General features: G+C 38.4%; 18 protein-coding genes. 14 read left to right on the top strand and 4 right to left on the bottom strand.

Annotated features, from left to right (window positions below; all coding sequences use genetic code 11):
* Nucleotides 1-49: 49 nt before the first annotated feature.
* Nucleotides 50-1,624, bottom strand: coding sequence for a phosphoglycerate dehydrogenase (gene serA, locus F3G70_RS04795; protein WP_149731564.1), 1,575 nt, complete (start codon nt 1,622-1,624; stop codon nt 50-52).
* Nucleotides 1,625-1,734: 110 nt separating this feature from the next.
* Between serA and F3G70_RS04790 the strand changes: the two genes are divergently transcribed.
* Complete coding sequence (locus tag F3G70_RS04790) at nt 1,735-2,073, top strand: heavy metal-binding domain-containing protein (protein WP_149731563.1); 339 nt, start codon at nt 1,735-1,737, stop codon at nt 2,071-2,073.
* An 86-nt stretch (nt 2,074-2,159) separates the two neighbouring features.
* Nucleotides 2,160-2,885, top strand: a complete 726-nt coding sequence (locus F3G70_RS04785; RefSeq protein ID WP_149731562.1) for a hypothetical protein — start codon at nt 2,160-2,162, stop codon at nt 2,883-2,885.
* Here F3G70_RS04785 and F3G70_RS04780 read toward each other — a convergent pair.
* Both F3G70_RS04780 and F3G70_RS04775 read right to left on the bottom strand, forming a co-directional pair.
* The gene (locus F3G70_RS04780; RefSeq protein ID WP_149731561.1) at nt 2,882-3,268 is read right to left on the bottom strand and encodes a hypothetical protein; all 387 of its coding nucleotides are present in this window, start codon (nt 3,266-3,268) and stop codon (nt 2,882-2,884) included. The two genes, F3G70_RS04785 and F3G70_RS04780, sit on opposite strands and share 4 nt — an antisense overlap.
* Nucleotides 3,269-3,275: 7 nt before the next feature.
* Nucleotides 3,276-4,205, bottom strand: a complete 930-nt coding sequence (locus F3G70_RS04775; RefSeq protein ID WP_149731560.1) for a transcriptional regulator — start codon at nt 4,203-4,205, stop codon at nt 3,276-3,278.
* A gap of 66 nt (nt 4,206-4,271) precedes the next feature.
* Between F3G70_RS04775 and F3G70_RS04770 the strand changes: the two genes are divergently transcribed.
* From F3G70_RS04770 to F3G70_RS04730, 9 genes are all read left to right on the top strand, one after another.
* Nucleotides 4,272-5,537, top strand: a complete 1,266-nt coding sequence (locus F3G70_RS04770) for a tRNA(Ile)(2)-agmatinylcytidine synthase (RefSeq protein WP_149731559.1) — start codon at nt 4,272-4,274, stop codon at nt 5,535-5,537.
* Between the two features lie 159 nt (nt 5,538-5,696).
* Nucleotides 5,697-6,584, top strand: a complete 888-nt coding sequence (locus tag F3G70_RS04765) for a DUF3100 domain-containing protein (protein WP_316502672.1) — start codon at nt 5,697-5,699, stop codon at nt 6,582-6,584.
* Complete coding sequence (locus F3G70_RS04760) at nt 6,585-7,076, top strand: hypothetical protein (protein ID WP_149731557.1); 492 nt, start codon at nt 6,585-6,587, stop codon at nt 7,074-7,076. It begins immediately after the preceding gene.
* Between the two features lie 67 nt (nt 7,077-7,143).
* The gene (locus F3G70_RS04755; RefSeq protein WP_149731556.1) at nt 7,144-8,562 is read left to right on the top strand and encodes an MmgE/PrpD family protein; all 1,419 of its coding nucleotides are present in this window, start codon (nt 7,144-7,146) and stop codon (nt 8,560-8,562) included.
* Nucleotides 8,549-9,451, top strand: a complete 903-nt coding sequence (locus F3G70_RS04750; protein ID WP_149731555.1) for a peptidase — start codon at nt 8,549-8,551, stop codon at nt 9,449-9,451. The genes F3G70_RS04755 and F3G70_RS04750 overlap by 14 nt, the downstream gene beginning before the upstream one ends.
* Before the next feature lie 5 nt (nt 9,452-9,456).
* Nucleotides 9,457-10,302, top strand: coding sequence for a fumarate hydratase (locus F3G70_RS04745; protein ID WP_149731554.1), 846 nt, complete (start codon nt 9,457-9,459; stop codon nt 10,300-10,302).
* A gap of 55 nt (nt 10,303-10,357) precedes the next feature.
* Nucleotides 10,358-11,155, top strand: a complete 798-nt coding sequence (locus tag F3G70_RS04740; protein ID WP_149731553.1) for a citryl-CoA lyase — start codon at nt 10,358-10,360, stop codon at nt 11,153-11,155.
* Nucleotide 11,156: 1 nt separating this feature from the next.
* Complete coding sequence (locus tag F3G70_RS04735) at nt 11,157-11,663, top strand: nitroreductase family protein (RefSeq protein WP_149731552.1); 507 nt, start codon at nt 11,157-11,159, stop codon at nt 11,661-11,663.
* 6 nt (nt 11,664-11,669) lie between these two features.
* A complete protein-coding gene (locus F3G70_RS04730; RefSeq protein WP_149731551.1) occupies nt 11,670-12,008 on the top strand; it encodes a hypothetical protein in 339 nt (112 codons plus the stop codon).
* Here F3G70_RS04730 and F3G70_RS04725 read toward each other — a convergent pair.
* Entirely contained in the window at nt 12,005-12,325 is a 321-nt protein-coding gene (locus F3G70_RS04725) for a hypothetical protein (protein ID WP_149731550.1), read from the bottom strand. The genes F3G70_RS04730 and F3G70_RS04725 overlap by 4 nt on opposite strands.
* A gap of 48 nt (nt 12,326-12,373) precedes the next feature.
* Between F3G70_RS04725 and F3G70_RS04720 the strand changes: the two genes are divergently transcribed.
* The 3 genes from F3G70_RS04720 (at nt 12,374) to F3G70_RS04710 (ending at nt 15,229) form a co-directional block, all read left to right on the top strand.
* Nucleotides 12,374-12,724 carry a hypothetical protein gene (locus tag F3G70_RS04720; RefSeq protein WP_149731549.1) on the top strand — a complete coding sequence of 117 codons (351 nt, stop codon included), beginning with the start codon at nt 12,374-12,376 and terminating at the stop codon, nt 12,722-12,724.
* Between the two features lie 175 nt (nt 12,725-12,899).
* The gene (locus F3G70_RS04715; protein WP_149731548.1) at nt 12,900-13,214 is read left to right on the top strand and encodes an HrpE/YscL family type III secretion apparatus protein; all 315 of its coding nucleotides are present in this window, start codon (nt 12,900-12,902) and stop codon (nt 13,212-13,214) included.
* 11 nt (nt 13,215-13,225) lie between these two features.
* On the top strand, nt 13,226-15,229 hold the full coding sequence (locus tag F3G70_RS04710; protein WP_149731547.1) for a V-type ATP synthase subunit I: 2,004 nt from the start codon (nt 13,226-13,228) through the stop codon (nt 15,227-15,229).
* Nucleotides 15,230-15,271: the final 42 nt, after the last annotated feature.

Below are 15,271 nucleotides of genomic sequence, written 5' to 3'. Positions count from 1 at the left end.
TGGTTATAAAAAAATGAAAAAATAAAAAACAATATGGTGAAATTGTTTTTTATAATTCTAATCCGATAGCTTCGTAGACATTGTTTAAAGCTTGGATTTCTTTGATTACATCAGTTGGGATTTCTTTGTCCAAGGTTAAAATCATGATAGCTCTTCCACCTTTTTCATCCCTTCCGACTTGCATGATTCCGATGTTAACGCCGTATTCACCGAGTTTGGTGCCGATTGCACCGATACTGCCCGGAACGTCTTCATATTTTGCAATGAACATGTGTCCTTCAGGAATGACGTCTACCCAATAGTCGTTAACTTTTAATATTCTTGCTTCGTGGAGGGTTGTTCCTTCAGCGGAGAACTCGTCATCATTGCTTTTTGCTTTTACTCTGATTAATGACTCATAACCTTTGGCGTTGGTTTTTCTTCCTTCGGTTATGTTGATTCCACGGTCTTTAGCGACAAGTGCGGCATTAACTGCATTTACAGGTGAGCTTAAGAACGGATTGACGGCACCCTGAATAACGGTTCTTGTCAATATTTCAAGATTGTCGATTTTTGCAAGTTCACCGCTGTAAACGATTTCCAAATCTTTGATTTTGCCGTTTACGGCCTGTGAAATGAAACTTCCTAATTTTTCACAGATTTCAAAGTACGGGGACAATTCCTGATAAGTATTGTTGTCGATTCTTGGCATGTTTAAAACGTTTTTAGGTGTTCCGCCTTTGAATAAATCAATGATTTCATCCGCCACGATAATTGCAGCATCCCTTTGTGCTTCTTTGGTTGAAGCTGCAATGTGTGGAGTTAATACGATATTGTCAAGTTCGAATAATTTTGAATCTTTTGCAGGTGGCTCTTCTTCATATACGTCCAATGCGGCTCCGCCGATTTTGTCGTTTTTCAAAGCGTCATATAATGCTTCTTCATCAATGATTCCACCACGGGCACAGTTTGTAATGAATACTGTATCTTTCATGGTTTCAAATTCATCATATGAGATTAAATGTTTGGTTTCTGGAGTTAACGGAACGTGGATTGTGATGAAGTCTGCCTTTTTGAGAACAGTTTCTAAATCGGTTAGTTCAACTCCCATTTGGGTAGCCACTTCTTCCGGAAGGTACGGATCGTATGCTACGGCATCCATTTCAAATGATTTGCATCTGTTGACTACCTGGGAACCGATTCTACCCATTCCGATTACACCGAGAGTCTTGTTTCTGAGTTCAACACCCATGAATTTTTTCTTTTCCCAGTTTCCTTCCTTTACGGATTTATCGGCAATTGACAATTTACGCGCCATGCTTAATAATAATCCCATGGTGTGTTCCGCTACGGTAATGGAAGTTGATTCAGGTGAATTGACGACCATGATTCCCTTTTCGGTAGCGGCATCCAAATCGATGTTGTCTACACCGACGCCTGCTCTTGCGATTATTTTTAAATTGTCCGCTTTATCAATAACTTCTTTAGTTACTTTTGTCCTGCTTCTCACGATAATTCCATGATATTCATGGATTGTATTAATCAATTCTTCGGGAGTAATGCTGGTATCGACAGTAACTTCAGCTACTTCCTTTAAATTTTCTATTCCTTTCTCATTTATTGCATCTGCAACGAGTACTTTCATTATTTCACCATATCTTTAATTTTTAAAATATCTATCATAAATATTAATTAAATATATATAGTTCCTTGTATTTAAAACTATAATTATAACATATAAAAAAGGTGAAAATTATGGTTTCAGTAGAAGAATTTCCAATATCAAGTGCAAATGAAATTCCTGGATTCAGAACTGTCGAAACAAAAGGATTCATATGGGGTTTAACCGTAAGAAGCAGAGGTGCCGGTGGACAAATCGGTGCGGGCATAAAATCTCTTTTCGGCGGTGAAATCACTCAATATGTCACAATGATGGAAGAATCAAGGGAAGAAGCAATGGCAAGAGCAATCGATCATGCAAAAGAATTGGGTGCTAACGGCATTATTGCCATCAGGTTTGATTCAAATGAAATCTCTGATGTAATGCAGGAGATTTTAGTCTACGGCACTGCGGTTGTTGTTGAAAGAGAATAGATTTAAAGGCGATTAATATTTTTTTAGAAAATCTTAATTTTAAAGGAAAATCAGTTCCCGAGACGGTTTTGGGTTACGGTCCCTTTATGGCCGAACCATATTTCGGTCACCGGGCAAGATTATATCAGCTTGATTTATATTCGCAGCCCGAAAGGATTGCCGACGTTATTTTGAAAGCTTATGACTGTGGTGTAAAAGCAATCAACCTTGTCAATAACGAAAATCTCCTTAAGGGATTCGACTTGGCCTGTGAAAACGGCTGTGATATGAAGGTAATAGCCACTATCGGTAAATCAGATGTCGATTACATGAACCCAAACTATGAAGTGGCCTGTGACGTTGACTGGCAGGACGATATAGAGCTGTTTTCAGCCTACGACACTCCAATCATGCTCGTTGATGAATTCATAACTGACGCATATAAATGGAGCCTGACTTCTAAAATTTTAGAAAACATCAACGATTCGGGAGCATTATCCGGTATTGTAACGGCATATCCTTATCGTACAACTGATTTGCTAAATGATAATATTGATATGGACTTGTTTGACTTTTACATGATTCCATTGAACAGCTTTGCCTATATGATGGATACTTCTTCTTTTTTAAAGGCTCAGCGTGAGGAATTCAGAGAAAAAATACTGGATTTGAACAAAAGGATAATAGCCTGTCGCATTTTCAGCGTAGGCATTCAGACTCCCAAGGAAGCATTCACTTTCCTCAGCAACCTGGATTTCGTTGATTTGATAACTTTTGGTGTGGCAAGTGAAGATGAAATAAAAGAAGATATGGAAGTTTTGAAAAGCTTTTAGAATTTAATTATTTCATATTCCTCGAAAGGAACGATATTCATCATTTCAAATTCGGCGTTAAGGCTTTCCAGTCCTTCATTTAATTCCTTTACATTTTTATTGGACGGCTTTTTGCCGGTAATCTGCAAATATTGTCTTGGAGTAATTTCACAGAACTTGCAGTCGAAATTGCAGCATCTGTCCTTTTCTTCACATCCGTAGCCTTCCAAATCCTCATGTGTTCCGATTACAATGTCTTCCAGGATTTTTGAAACACGTTCGTCGGATGCAAACATAGCTATTTTTTGTGAATATCCACATATTCCGATTGCTTTTTGACCTCTAAAATTACAGACCCACTTGATTGGGTAATTTTCCATATCGGGAATTCTTAAATCTTCCATATTATCACTAGTTTTCTTTTCTTTCTCTAATCAGTTTCAATAATTCTTGTGAGCGTTCAAATTCCTTCAGTTCCCATGATTTGATTACGGGAATCGTTCCGAGGGATTCTTTAATCTGGTCGTTGTTGATGATGAACACGGGTTCTGAGGATGTAATCATGGACAAATCCTTAAGGGGTATTGCCATTCTCTTTAATGTCTTATGGCTTCTGTTCTTTTCAACGTTGGCTATTAATGATGAACTGTCATCCTTTGCAACGGCATCGAAAGGACTTTTGCTTGTGGATATTACTCCGTATCCGAGCTTGGATAAATCTTCTGCTCCTTCTCCGGTAGCATGATACTGAATATGCTCTTCCTGGTTGTATTTCAGTATGTCGATGTCCAATGTAACTTTAGTATTTAAAATCTCTTCGAGAATCATTGCGGTTTCGGCATTGGCCCGGACAATCTCGTTTTCATATTTATACATTGTCGCCCTTGAAACATGAGCCAAATCAGCAAGATCCTTAAGTGAAAGTGAATAGTCTTCCCTGTACTGTTTGATGACATTTCCGTCAATTTTAACGAAATATCCTCCCCTGTCGGCCAGTATTTCGGGATATTCGTTATAGACTATCATGTTTTTCAGGGTTTCAAAGCCGATTGTTGGAATGTCATACCTCTCGTAAATCACTCCTTCCTCCAGAAGGCCGTTTCTGGACTTTGCCCCGATTATTATGGGGGATGCTAAAAATATGTTGGCCAGCTGCTTCATTTCACGGGCATTATTCTCATTAACGCTGTCAATATTAATGAAAGTTTTTAAAAGCAAAATCAATAGGTTTTTACGGGCTACAATATCAAAAGAGCCCTGATCATAAATGTCAGAAGTCTTATAACCCTCTGATATCAGCAATTTTTCAATTTCCTGAAGCATTCTGTTTCTAGTCAACATGTCAATTACAACCACTAATTTTTGCTTAAAAAATTATATATTACTTCAAAGTATAATAATGTTAAGGTGATTATGATTAGCTATTTATATGTTGGAATTGACGATACGGATTCTCCCGACGGCATGTGCACGACCTATCTGGCCTGCCACATCATCGCCAAACTGAAGGATAACGGAATAGATATTGTAGGTTATCCCAGATTAATCAGGTTAAACCCTTTTGCCCGTTTTAAAACCAGAGGCAACGGAGGAGTATCATTTAAAATCATAAATGACGAAAAGGCCCAATTGGCTAAACAAATTGTTCTCGATGAGGTATCAAGGTTATCCATGTTTGACTGCGACAATACCAACCCCGGCGTGATTTTTTACGATGGAGAAATCACCAGGCAAATGGAGGATTACGCTTTCAGGGCAATCTATTCATTCATAACAATCGAAGAGGCCGAGGAATTTGGAAAATCCGTAGGTTGTGAAATCCATAAGTTCAAGAAGGGAAGGGGAATCATCGGATCAATTGCGGCCATCAGTCTGCCTTTAAAGGATTATACTTATGAGCTTCTAGCCTACAGGATACCTGAAAATTATGGTACGAAACGCCAAATCGACTATGATTCCGTTTATGAAATGGATAAAAAGACTTTTCCGGATACCTTTGAAAACATTGACTATGATGAGGGCTACATTGCAATCGAACCCAAAACGCCGTGTCCTGTCTTGTACGGAATCAGATCAAATAACGCTGATGCGTTAATTGAGGCTCAAAGGATGGTAAAAGTCTTAGAACCAATCGAAGACAGCTGCATTTTCCTAACCAATCAGCACACGGACATGCATATCCAAAAGGCCGAAAGCATTTCACAGATGAAGCAGTACGGATGCTATGAGATAACCGCAACAGTTAAGGACGCTCCCCACATCATTGACGGCGGGCACATGTTCTTTAAGGTTTTTGACGAAAGTGGTGAAATCGAATGCGGAGCCTATGAACCGACAAAGAATTTCAGAAAGACGGTTTCCCATCTGCGAAAAGGGGATATAATTAAACTCTATGGTGGTATTGGTGAGCAAAAAACATTCAACATTGAAAAATTCCAGGTTATTGAGTTGAATGATGTCGAATACAAAAATCCCGTTTGTGAATGCGGTAAAAGAATGACTTCTGCCGGAAAAAACAAGGGTTTTAAGTGCAAAAAATGTGGAAATCGCATTGAATCCTCCCAAAAGGTCCCGGTTAAGATTTCTCGTTTTTTAGAAAATTTCAGGTTTTATGAAACCCCCGTAAGTGCTCGAAGGCACTTGTCCAAGCCCCTCTGCAGGATGGATTTGTAGCTATTTTGTTCCTGTTTAATGAAATTTTTTAATTAATTTTGTTCTCATAATGTGAATTTTTGAGATTTAAATGTTAATGATTTAAATAATAGGTTTAAGGAAAATAGTATTATACGTATAGAAATGCATATTTTCATTTAATTCGGGGAGTGGGTTTTTATTCCAAATAAGGGTAATGATGGTCATGTTGAGCACATTTATCGTGAAAAAACTGATAAAAGGATTTTAAGGAAGAATCCTTGGAGAGATTACAGGTTACATTTGACTGTACTTGTATTGGTAGTCATAGCCGAATTAATTGGAACCATTACTATCCCGATAACCAAAGACGTTGCCATAACCATAATGCCTTTGATTTACACGATTATTTTAGGATTGGCATTTTATTTGTTAAAGCCTATCAAATGGATTCAAAGAAAGCAGGCCCGTATTGCCGAAGGAGCCATGATGCTTTTCATCGGTGTTTTGATTGCAAAACTGGCTATTTCAAGTGGCCAGTCAATACATCTGATATTTGAAATGGGTCCGGCATTGATATTGCAGGAATTGGGGCATTTGGCAACCATCCTGGTGCTTCCTATAGCATTGCTTTTAGGATTTAAGGAAGAAGCTATTGGTATGACAAATTCCATTGGTCGTGAACCGAACGTGGCAGTAGTTGTAGACAAATACGGTTTCGATTCTCCGGAATCAAGAGGAGTATTTGCAATATTCATTATCGGTACTGTTATAGGTACTATTTTCATAAGTTTCCTTGTAACATTCTCATTGTCATTCCTGCCTCTGCATCCGTACGCATTTGCAATGGCAAGCGGTGTTGGAAGTGCAAGTATGAATGCTGCAGCTATCGGACCGACTTTAGCGGCGTTTCCTGGAATGGAATCAAGCATTGAAGCATTTGCAGGATTCAGTAACCTGCTTTCATTCTGTGTCGGTATTTACATAGTGATTTTTGTCGCCCTCCCGTTGACTCAAAAGATATATTATTGGCTTGAGCCAAAGATTGGAAGAGATTCCATTGCTCAAAAGAATAAGGGGGATGAATAAATGCCTGATTTCATCGACGGGTCTGAAGCTGTTTCTGTTCACGGTATTATCAACTGGATTATACTTTTAATCATATTTTCAGTTATCACCGTCATAGGAAATTATCTGGGTTATCATCACCCGATTGCCGGTTCACTGGTCGGTATGGGCATTTTGTCTTTAATTACTCTTATCGGCGTTTGGCTGGAAAGGGAACTTCCGTTTAACATATCCTCGATTCTTTATATAAGCATTATCGGAATTGTTTTAGCATTTCCTGGAATGCCGACATCCGATTTTGTTCTTCACTACGTTTCACAGGTTGAACTTTTATCCATCGTTACGGTATTTCTGGCTTATGTCGGTATTGGTATGGGTAAAAGCTGGGATGAATTTAAGGCATTGGGCTGGAGAGCCATTATCATTACGGTGCTTGTTATTGCAGCGACATATTATGGAGCGGCAATCGTAGCTCATATTGTGCTTGTCGCAACAGGCGTTCCGGCGGTTTAACTTCCGTTTTCATTTTTTTAAGTTAACTATTTATTAGTAATTTTACATAAATAATGTTGAGATTGTTATGTTTTTGCAGGATATTTCTAAATTTATTTCAAATTATCGATATGAACAGGCTACTGTTGAGACTGTCAACACTATAAAGGCAGCTTTTCTTGATTTTCTTGGTGTCACGATAAGGGGATCAAATGAAAACTCTTCATTAATAGCCTTCAATACGATTGAAGAGGTATTTGGCACAAGCAAGGATTTGGGCCTTGACGCATCCATCATCGGAAAGCCTAACGTAAAAACCAACATACTGGATGCCGCATTCCTGAATGGAATTTCTGCACACGTATTGGAACTGGATGATGGTCACCGACAGGCTCAGGCTCATTTGGGTGCCGTAATATTTCCTACGGCTCTTGCAATATCAGAAGCCTATGGATTAAGCGGAAAAGACTTTTTTGAAGCGGTCATTGTAGGATATGAAGTGGGAATCCTTTTGGGCAAGCTGGTCAATCCAAGACACAGGAACAGGGGTTTTCACACAACAGGAACAATTGGAACTTTCGTTTCCGGAGCCGTTGCATCCAAACTCCTCAAGCTTGATGAATCCCAGACATTGAACGCTTTGGGACTGTGCGGAACTCAGGCAGCAGGCCTTCTAGAATCCGATCATGGGGGAAGCATGGGAAAGGTTCTTCATGTGGGAAAGGCCAATTACAATGGATTGCTTTCCGCATTTCTTGCAAGAAACGGATTTACAGGCGCCGAAACCATAATTGAAGGTTCTGAAGGATTTTTAAAAACGATGGTGTTTGACAGTGAGGAATTTGAAAGTGATGACTTTTCATTCGAATCAGTTCTTGAAAGCGTCGGCACGGTCAGGGTCAGGGACATCTACTTTAAAAAGTATCCTTTCTGCAGGCATTTGCACTCTTCCATAGATACTGCATTAAAGCTGAGGACAAGCCTGGGCGAAGAGTACAACCATATTGAAAATGTGGCCGTTAAAACGTACAATGTCGCCGCAGAACATAATAATTTTAAACCGAAAAACCTTGAAGAATTGAAGCAAAGCCTTCCTTATGCGGTGGCAATATCACTGGTCGTCGGTGAAGTGGACATTGACAAGCTCAACAGGCTGGTTGACTACGGACTCTTTGAAAACTATTCCACAGTCGATAAGGTAAACAGCATTAAGAATCTTGTCAATAAGATGATTATACTTTCAGACGATAAGCTTAATGAATTGTATCCGAATAAGAGGCCTTCAAACGTTATTATCAAACTGGACGATGAGTTTAGAAACGGCATTTTCCAGAACATCACTTTCATACCTAAGGGAGATTTCGAAAATCCCTATGATTTAAGCGAACTTATCGACAAGTTCAAGAGCTTGAATCCTGATTATAACATTAATAACCTGGTTATTATTGATGAAATTGTCAATTATTCAATGAGCGACATTGTAGGGGTATTAAATGCATTTGACTAAACAGTATTTGGATAAAATAGGTATCGGTGAAACAGATTCCGGATACGTGTCCGAAAAAACCTTTAATGATGGCGGGCAGTTCAGATTTGAAGTTCCCGGAATCCAGTCCCCTAAGACAATGGAGGCTCTTTTAGGTGAAGCCGATAACCAGGATTTGACAATACATCGCGTAACCCAAACCAAGGGCATAATGCTTTTAAGCGATGAGGATATCCAGGAAATGGTTGACTTGGCTAAAAGCGCTGAATGCGAGCTATTTTTATCTGTAGGGCCAAGGGCGACTTATGACACGTCAGCTACCGTCCACACTAAAGAGGGAATCAGAATAGGCTATCGATTAAGGGGATATGACAATCTCGTTTATGCGATAGAAGACGTTAAACGGGCAGCATCTTTTGGCGTTCGGGGAATATTGTTGTATGATGAGGGATTATTGTACGTTTTAAATAGGATGCGCAGTGACGGCGAGCTTCCCGAAAGTCTGCACTTCAAGATGTCAGCCCATGCAGGACACGGAAATCCCGCTTCGGCAAAGCTTCTTGAAAGCATAGGTCTTGATTCGCTAAATCCTGTGAGGGATTTGCAGATACCGATGCTTGCGTCCATAAGAAACGCAATAGACATTCCGATTGACCTGCACACGGAAAACCCGAAATCGACCGGAGGATTCATCAGGCACTATGAGGTTCCGCAGTTCATTAAGGTAGCTGCTCCGGTGTATTTAAAGACCGGCGGTTCCGTTGCGGCCAACCATAACTGGGACACCACTCAAAAAGAGGCAGTCGCAAGGGTAAAACAGGTCAAACTGGTCAAAAGGATGATAGGCCAATATTTGCCTGATGCAGTCATGTCACCACCAAAATCATCCGATTTAGCTGTTCCTGAGTGATTATAATGGATATTATCGATAAAGTATCTGATTCTATAATTGAAGCCAGCACAAATTTGTCTCAAGATAAAAGGCATGCTCTTGAATCAGCCATTGAAAATGAAGTTAATGAAAACGCCCGCTGGGCATTAAAGCAGATTCTTGAAAACTATGAAGTCAGCCAGAAAAGTAAATTCCCGCTATGCGACGATACGGGCATTCCTCACGTAATTATCGAATTGGGCAAAAACCGTGAAATCACCTCCGAATTAATATCACAGATTAATGAAGGCATTTATCAAGGGTTAAACAGACTTCCGGCAAGGCCTATGGCCGTTAAGGGAAATTCAATTGAAAGAATCGAGCAGTCACAGGGACTTTTCGACGATCCAGGATTAATGAAGCCCGCATCATTTTTAATCGACAACTCACAAAATCCAGACACGCTTAACGTTCATTTTTTGCTTCAGGGAGGAGGTCCTGAAATAAGGGCAAAGACGTACAGGGTTTATCACAAGCGTTCATTTGACACTGTAATCAATGAGGCCATTGAATGGCTTAAGGAATCATTGAAGCTTTTGGGATGCACCCCGTCAATTCCCGCAATCGGCATCGGCAGGACGCATTATGAAGCATCATCATTAATGCTTAAATCAATGGTATACGGCAATCTTGACCTTCAATCAAAAGAAGAGAAATACGTAAGCCATAAATTGAACGAAACCAACATAGGGCCATTGGGTTTCGGCGGAAACACCACGGTTTTAGGCACATTTATAAAAATAGGAAATCAGAGGGCCAGCGGCGTCAGAATAGTTTCCGTAAGGCCGTCCTGTTTTGTCGAACCACGGAAATCTACCGTGAGATTATAATATTTCCCTGGGAGAATATATAACATTTATTAATAATCAAATTAAATTTTATTTCATGCAAGCAAATAATTTTCGTGTTAATGAACACTCTTTAAAAACAGCAATTTCCAATGTTGAACCCAATAAATTAACTACAAGAGGATATAATCAACAAGATTTAATTGAGAAAATACGTTATGGAGATATGGTTTATTTGCTTTTGAAAGGAAGATTGCCTTCCATTAAGGAAAGTAGAATGTTCAATCATGTCCTTGTCTCTTTTTGTGACCACGGTGTCACTCCGCCAAGCACGCAGACCGCCAGAATCATTGCATCATCAGGTTCGCCGATGAATTCCGCTGTTGCCGGAGCCTTGCTTTCATTCGGCCATAAGCATGCAGGTGCAATTGAACAGACGATGGAACTGTTCCAGTCCAGCATAGATTCATTATTCCTGACTGAAGACAATGATTTGGACAACAAGCAAATTGCAAGTTTGGCCATTGAGGTTTACAATGACTATTATGCTAAAAAAGAAAAGATTCCCGGCTTCGGCCACAGGTATCACACTACCGATCCGAGAGCGGAAAAGCTGATACAGATGGCCATTAGGGAAGGCTTTGTCGGTCCTCACATCAAGCTTGCCGTGGCCATTGAAGATCTGGTTTATCAAAACAAGAACATCAAATTGAATGTTGATGGTGCAAATGCTGCCATATTATCTGATTTGGGTTTCACTCCTGATTTGGGATTGGGTGTTTTCATCATAGGACGTGTTCCGGGAATTATTGCGCATATCCATGAAGAAAAGATGGATGAAGAAGATTTCAGATGTTTTTGTGATTTGGACGATATAGAATATAGAGGTCATTAAAATGGAATTTGATGAAGTAATCAATACAAGATACAGCGTTAGAGGATATTTGGATAAGGAAGTCGAAAAAGAAAAACTGAATTATGTCTTGAAGGCAGCCACAATCGCTCCAACAGGAGTAAATTTCCAGCCGTTTAAGGTTTATGTCATTGATACAAAGAAAAATAAGGAGGCTTTACGTGAAGTATATCCTGCAGAATGGTTCACGCAGGCTCCTTACGTTTTATGCGTTGTTTCCTTAAAGGACAAGGCATGGGTGAGAAAATACGACAATAAAAACATCTCAGACATTGACGCAACCATCGTAATGGATCACATTATCCTTGCGGCAACCAGTGTCGGACTTGGAACCTGCTATATTGCAGCGTTCAACCCGCAAAAGGCAAGGGAATTTTTAAAATTGGAGGATAATGAAGAACCGGTACTGTTCACTCCTTTAGGTTACGGCAATGCAGAGCCAAGGGACACTCCAAGAAAGGAAGTCGATGAATTCACGGTTTATTTGTAGATCAATATGGATTTATTAATATTAAAGGCGGACAGTTCCAAGGAAATGAATAAAATTTCTCAGGAACTGTCTGATAAAAAATTTAAAAAGATACAGGAAGAGAATCATTTCATTCTGATGAAAAAGAACAGGTATGGCAATTTTTATGTCCATATCCTCTTTCTGATGATTGGTCTCTTTTATTTCTACCTGGCATTAATTGTAAATGTCGTATACTTTACGTACAGCTATCTGTGGGCTTCACCTCACGTATTAATAACGACTGAAACCAAATCCGAAGACAGTGAAGATTTGGAATTCAATACGATGGATGAAGTTCTTGAAAAGGCAAACAAGCTCTTTTAGCTGATTATTTCATCAACGCTATACTCTTCTATCTTTCTTATTATTATTTTTTCAAGGTATTCGGATTCCTCGCCGATTTTAGCATTAATGAGCACTTCATCGGCCTGAGGCTCTAAAAAGAATGTTAAAATATCATTTCTAAACTCATCATACTCGCTTTGAACCTTTTCATCTTTAATCTTAAGCTGCGGAAGCTCGTTTGTCCACAAGTCGCTTCCCGGTGAAAACTTCTTGTCAACAACCTTTTTTTCGCGGACTTGTCCGTCAAGCAGCATTTCAAAATTCTCATTCAATATAACCCAAACGCATCTGTCCATTTAAATCACTACTATAATATAAATATTAAGTTGTTTAAATATTGATGTATGTCTCGTGTTAAAACTTTTAAATTTCTGGGCCTGATACTGGCAGTAGTGTTAATACTTGTGGGAATTCTTCCTATTGTCAGGGGAGACACATTAACCAATGATACTTTGGCCACATCAATCATTCTGATACTTCTGGGTATTGCCTACATCATAATTTCACGCAAGCCTGAATGGACCAAGGCGGTCTTTTTCTTTGAAGGAATTGTCATCGGCGTCAGCGGTTATATGATACTGGCAGTTCCATATAATTTTGGCTTCCTTATAATCGGTTTTATCATTGTTTTAATAGCTATTCTGGCTTATTTGATGAAATTACCGCCTAGCATTCTTAAATTTTTCTATAGATAATCTTTTTTTTCTTTATTTTTTATAATTCATTTTATAACTATATTTATTTAAAAAAATATTTTATTTTTGTTATCGTTTTTTGTTTTTAAGTCAAGATTTGATTTATTTTTCACTAAAATATAGTAAAAGATATATATTAAGCAAAATAAAAATTAATATACCATGGTGATTTATTATGGCAGAGATATCAGACGCAATCGCAATGATAAAAAAAGCTGAAGCTGATGCTGAACAACTCATTATTGATTCTGAATCACAATCAAAAGATTTAATCAATGAATCAAGAGTGAAGGCTGAAGAAATTATTTCAGAGGCCAAGAAGTCAGCAGAAGAGGAAGCTCAAAAAACTGTTTTTGATGCAGAAGATAAAGCTAAGGAAGAAGCTAAAAGCATTGCAGCAAACTCTGAAAATGATGTAAAATCATTGAAAGATGCCGCTATGACCAATGTGGATGAAGCTGCTTCAATTATTGTCAAAAATATTTTGTAGTGTGAGATTATATGTTCAAGACAGCTAGAATGCGAAAAATTAGAATAGTTACGTTGGAAAAGTATGTAGCTCCTACAGTGGATGCTCTCCACGAACAGGGACTAATACAAATCAGCGATATTTCTGATAGTATTCAGCAAGATCCTGAATTAGCGGAATTAGTTACTCCCGCAAAAGCTACACCTTATACTGGTAAGTTATCTTCACTTTTAATGAAAACAAACGGTATATCTGAACTTTTGGGAAATTCTTTATCAGAAGGCCATGGGATTAAAGATACTATAATGTCTTTCATTAGTCCAGACATTCCCGTACAAAAAGAAGTTGAAGATTTGGATACTGAAGCTTTCATTGCAAAAGCTGAAGAAACATTAGACCAAGTGGGAGGTAAAACTCACGTTATTGAGGGTAAACTAGCCGCTCTCGACTCCGAAACAAGTGAATTAAAGTCTAATAAAAGTTTAGCTAGACACTTATCTAATTTTGACATGGATTTAGCTCTTTTAAAAGATTCTAAGTACACTTCTACTACTGTTGGAAGGATTAATGTTGAATCTACTTCAGAAATCAAAACTAAATTAAGTAACTTGACTGACGAATTAGATATGTTTACGGTCCCAAGCGAAGACAAAGATTATGAAACTATCGTTGTGGTGACTTTAAAAGAATATAGTGATGAGGTTTACTCAACACTTCGTAAATATGACTTTGAGAAAATTGAAATAGGAAACGTTGAAGGAACTCCTCAACAGATTATTTCAAACGCTGATTCCAGGTTATCCGCTATTGAATCAGAACGTGCAACTGTTAAATCAGAATTAAGAGTTGTCGCTGAGCAATATGATGACGAAATATTAGCTCTCAAAGAACAATTAGAAAATGAAAAAGAAAAGAACGAGATTCTTTCTTCTTTTGTTCAAACCAAAGATGCTTACATGCTTGAGGCATGGGTGCCGGTCGATGACACCGAAAAGGTAGAACAATTAGTAGAAAAAACCTCTGACGGTCACTGTGCCTTCGAACTGATTGAAGTTGAAGGAACAGATGATGAAAATGTACCTATTTTGCAGAGAAATGGGTGGTATTCCAAACCTTTCGAATATCTTGTTGATATGTACTCACCAGTACGTTATAATGAAATCGATCCAACAATATTCGTTGCAATTATGTTCCCAATCTTCTTTGGGTTCTGTTTGACTGATGCAATTTACGGATTAATCGTATCATTAATCGGTGTTGTTTTATTGAAAGGCTTAGGTAAAGTCAATAAAACAATGCACGCATTCGGATGGATTTTGATATGGTCCGGTTTGTGGGCAATAATATTGGGTCTGTTAACCAATGGTTTCATTGGGGATTTCCCAGAAAGAATCGCAGGATTCAGATTGCCGACAGTATTTGCTCCTGTTGAAGCATTCAAACATCCAGACACTATCTTGATAATTGCAATCATTATTGGTGTTATTTATACTAACTTAGGTTTCATTATAGGAGCCATTGATAACTTCAGATACGGTAACAAAAAGGAAGCTATCGGATCTCAATTATGCTGGTTTGTTTTAGAAGCTGGTGTTATTTTATTAGCACTTGGATACTTAATGCCTTCAATTGGTATTATTGGATACGCATTGGGCGGTGTTTTAGTAATTGCATGTATTGGAATGTTGGTATATGCTAACGGTGCATATGGAGTAATGGATATATTCGGATTTATGGGAGACATTTTATCATACGCTCGTCTTTTAGCTTTATGTCTGGCTACGGGCGGTATTGCTATGACAGTTAACATCTTAGCTCAAATGATTGATAATATGGTTCCATTTGTTGGAATAATCCTTGCAATCATCATATTTATTGGTGGACACATTGCAAACTTCGCTTTCCAAGTTTTAGGTGCATTCATTAACGCTCTGCGTTTGAATTATGTTGAATTCTTCTCCCAGTTCTTCATGGGTGGAAAAAACAAATTCGAAGCTTTTAAAGCAGAAAGGACATTTACAAAAACTAAAAATTAAAAATTTTTCATTTAAATTTAAAAAAACAAAAATAAAAATCAA

It is taken from the genome of Methanobrevibacter millerae, assembly GCF_900103415.1.
Classification (GTDB): domain Archaea; phylum Methanobacteriota; class Methanobacteria; order Methanobacteriales; family Methanobacteriaceae; genus Methanocatella; species Methanocatella millerae.
This window is presented reverse-complemented; position numbering and strand designations above follow the sequence as displayed.

Bases quoted from the DNA above. Each gene is read 5' to 3' on its own strand.
- serA (WP_149731564.1), bottom strand. From the start codon at position 1,624: ATGAAAGTACTCGTTGCAGATGCAATAAATGAGAAAGGAATAGAAAAT.
- F3G70_RS04790 (WP_149731563.1), top strand. From the start codon at position 1,735: ATGGTTTCAGTAGAAGAATTTCCAATATCAAGTGCAAATGAAATTCCT.
- F3G70_RS04785 (WP_149731562.1), top strand. From the start codon at position 2,160: ATGGCCGAACCATATTTCGGTCACCGGGCAAGATTATATCAGCTTGAT.
- F3G70_RS04780 (WP_149731561.1), bottom strand. From the start codon at position 3,268: ATGGAAGATTTAAGAATTCCCGATATGGAAAATTACCCAATCAAGTGG.
- F3G70_RS04775 (WP_149731560.1), bottom strand. From the start codon at position 4,205: ATGTTGACTAGAAACAGAATGCTTCAGGAAATTGAAAAATTGCTGATA.
- F3G70_RS04760 (WP_149731557.1), top strand. From the start codon at position 6,585: ATGCCTGATTTCATCGACGGGTCTGAAGCTGTTTCTGTTCACGGTATT.
- F3G70_RS04755 (WP_149731556.1), top strand. From the start codon at position 7,144: ATGTTTTTGCAGGATATTTCTAAATTTATTTCAAATTATCGATATGAA.
- F3G70_RS04750 (WP_149731555.1), top strand. From the start codon at position 8,549: ATGCATTTGACTAAACAGTATTTGGATAAAATAGGTATCGGTGAAACA.
- F3G70_RS04745 (WP_149731554.1), top strand. From the start codon at position 9,457: ATGGATATTATCGATAAAGTATCTGATTCTATAATTGAAGCCAGCACA.
- F3G70_RS04740 (WP_149731553.1), top strand. From the start codon at position 10,358: ATGCAAGCAAATAATTTTCGTGTTAATGAACACTCTTTAAAAACAGCA.
- F3G70_RS04735 (WP_149731552.1), top strand. From the start codon at position 11,157: ATGGAATTTGATGAAGTAATCAATACAAGATACAGCGTTAGAGGATAT.
- F3G70_RS04730 (WP_149731551.1), top strand. From the start codon at position 11,670: ATGGATTTATTAATATTAAAGGCGGACAGTTCCAAGGAAATGAATAAA.
- F3G70_RS04725 (WP_149731550.1), bottom strand. From the start codon at position 12,325: ATGGACAGATGCGTTTGGGTTATATTGAATGAGAATTTTGAAATGCTG.
- F3G70_RS04720 (WP_149731549.1), top strand. From the start codon at position 12,374: ATGTCTCGTGTTAAAACTTTTAAATTTCTGGGCCTGATACTGGCAGTA.
- F3G70_RS04715 (WP_149731548.1), top strand. From the start codon at position 12,900: ATGGCAGAGATATCAGACGCAATCGCAATGATAAAAAAAGCTGAAGCT.
- F3G70_RS04710 (WP_149731547.1), top strand. From the start codon at position 13,226: ATGTTCAAGACAGCTAGAATGCGAAAAATTAGAATAGTTACGTTGGAA.